We start from the raw sequence: 2,802 nt of genomic DNA on the forward strand, positions 1-2,802 counted from the left end.
AGCCCCGTACAGGTAAGCAATACAGCGCTAGTGGTATCCTGAGTAGGGCGGGACCGGAGGAATCCTGCTTGAATCTGCCAGCACCATCTGGTAAGGCTAAATACTCCTGAGAGACCGATAGTGAACCAGTACTGTGAAGGAAAGGTGAAAAGAACCCCGAACAGGGGAGTGAAAAGAACCTGAAACCGTGTACTTACAAGCGGTTGGAGCAGGGTGATCCTGTGACAGCGTGCCTTTTGCATAATGAGCCTACGAGTTACTCTTTACTGGCAAGGTTAAGTGATTCAGTCACGTAGCCGCAGCGAAAGCGAGTCTGAATAGGGCGCAGAGTCAGTAGAGGTAGACGCGAAACCTTGTGATCTACCCTTGGGCAGGTTGAAGGTTGGGTAACACCAACTGGAGGACCGAACCGATAAACGTTGAAAAGTTTCCGGATGACCTGAGGGTAGGGGTGAAAGGCCAATCAAACTGGGAAATAGCTCGTACTCCCCGAAATGTTTTTAGGAACAGCGTCGATATATAGTCTTATAGAGGTAGAGCTACCGATTGGGTGCGGGGGAGTCAAATCCTACCAAATCCAGACGAACTCCGAATGCTATAAGATATGATCGGCAGTGAGGCTTTGGGTGCTAAGGTCCAAGGCCGAGAGGGAAAGAACCCAGACCATCAGCTAAGGTCCCCAAATGTAGTCTAAGTTGAACTAACGAGGTCCGGTTGCCCAGACAGCTAGGATGTTGGCTTGGAAGCAGCCATTCATTTAAAGAGTGCGTAACAGCTCACTAGTCGAGCGACCGGGCGTGGATAATAAACGGGCATCAAGATTACTACCGAAGCTATGGATTACATCATACGATGTACTGGTAGGGGAGCATTCTATCGTCGGTGAAGCACTATGGTGATGTAGTGTGGAGATTATAGAAAAGCAAATGTAGGCATAAGTAACGATAAGGCGGGTGAGAAACCCGCCCACCGAAAGACTAAGGTTTCCTGATCAACGCTAATCGGATCAGGGTTAGTCGGGGCCTAAGGCGCAACCGAAGGGTGAAAGCCGATGGACAACTGGTTAATATTCCAGTACTTTTATATACTGCGATGTGGTGACGGAGTAGTGACACTGCCGCCAGCTGACGGAATAGCTGGTTAAAAGGCGTAGGTATTAGGACCGTAGGCAAATCCGCGGACCTAGCTGAAACCCAATAGTACTGCAAACCTTCGGGAGCGCAGATAGAGCAGGTAATCAGACTTCCAAGAAAACCCGCTAAGCTTCAGGTATATAAAACCCGTACCGTAAACCGACACAGGTAGTCGAGGAGAGAATCCTAAGGTGCTCGAGTGAGTCATGGCTAAGGAACTCGGCAAAATGGCCCTGTAACTTCGGGAGAAGGGGCGCTGTCTCTGAGAGGAGCAGCCGCAGTGAAAAGGCCCAGGCGACTGTTTAGCAAAAACATATGGCTTTGCAAAATCGAAAGATGAGGTATAAGGCCTGACACCTGCCCGGTGCTGGAAGGTTAAGAGGGGATGTTAGTCGCAAGGCGAAGCATTGAATCGAAGCCCCAGTAAACGGCGGCCGTAACTATAACGGTCCTAAGGTAGCGAAATTCCTTGTCGGGTAAGTTCCGACCTGCACGAATGGTGTAACGATCTGGGCGCTGTCTCAGCCATGAGCTCGGTGAAATTGTGGTATCGGTGAAGACGCCGATTACCCGCAACGGGACGGAAAGACCCCATGAACCTTCACTATAGCTTAACATTGAAATTGGGTACAGGATGTGTAGGATAGGCGGGAGTATGTGAAGCGGATTCGCCAGGATTCGTGGATACAACCTTGAAATACCGCCCTTTCTGTATTCGGTTTCTAACTCCGCAGAGCGGAGGACATTGTTTGGTGGGTAGTTTGACTGGGGTGGTCGCCTCCAAAAAGGTAACGGAGGCTTTCAAAGGTAAGCTCAGTACGCTTGGTAACCGTACGTGGAGTGCAATGGCAAAAGCTTGCTTGACTGTGAGGCCTACAAGCCGAGCAGGGTCGAAAGACGGACATAGTGATCCGGTGGTTCTGTATGGAAGGGCCATCGCTCAAAGGATAAAAGGTACTCTGGGGATAACAGGCTGATCTCCCCCAAGAGCTCATATCGACGGGGAGGTTTGGCACCTCGATGTCGGCTCGTCACATCCTGGGGCTGGAGAAGGTCCCAAGGGTTGGGCTGTTCGCCCATTAAAGTGGCACGCGAGCTGGGTTCAGAACGTCGCGAGACAGTTCGGTCCCTATCTGTTGTGGGCGTTGGAAGTTTGAGTGGATCTGTCCTTAGTACGAGAGGACCGGGATGGACTGACCGCTGGTGAACCAGTTATGCCGCCAGGTGTACGGCTGGGTAGCTACGTCGGGAATAGATAAGCGCTGAAAGCATCTAAGTGCGAAACTAGCCACGAGATGAGACTTCCTTATAGGGTCGTAGCAGATGACTACGTTGATAGGCTACAGGTGTAAAGGTTGAGAGACCAAAGCTGAGTAGTACTAATAGCCCGAAGCTTTCCAATGCGGATAGAATCTGTTGTCTTCTTCTTACGTTCTATTTTTTCTTTCAATAGTATGTCAATTAGTACAGAGTATGGAGAATTGAGTACAGAGTATACATACTCACTACGCAATACACATTACTCACTACTAACAAAAACTTTGGGTGCCTATATCGGCGGTGTTCACCTCTTCCCATTCCGAACAGAGCAGTTAAGCCCGCCCGAGCCGATGGTATTGCCGTAACAGGTGGGAGAGTAGGTCGGTGCCTTCTTTTATTAAACAACAAA

At 49.9% G+C, this 2,802-nt stretch carries 2 rRNA genes; both read left to right on the forward strand.

Features of this window, described 5'->3' with window-relative positions:
- A 23S ribosomal RNA gene (locus G5B32_RS16735) occupies positions 1–2,535 on the forward strand; the annotation flags it as partial.
- Positions 2,536–2,674: 139 nt separating this feature from the next.
- Positions 2,675–2,786 (forward strand): 5S ribosomal RNA (rrf, locus tag G5B32_RS16740).
- Positions 2,787–2,802: the final 16 nt, after the last annotated feature.

The sequence above is a fragment of the Sphingobacterium sp. SGL-16 genome (assembly GCF_011043515.1).
Lineage (GTDB): Bacteria > Bacteroidota > Bacteroidia > Sphingobacteriales > Sphingobacteriaceae > Sphingobacterium > Sphingobacterium litopenaei.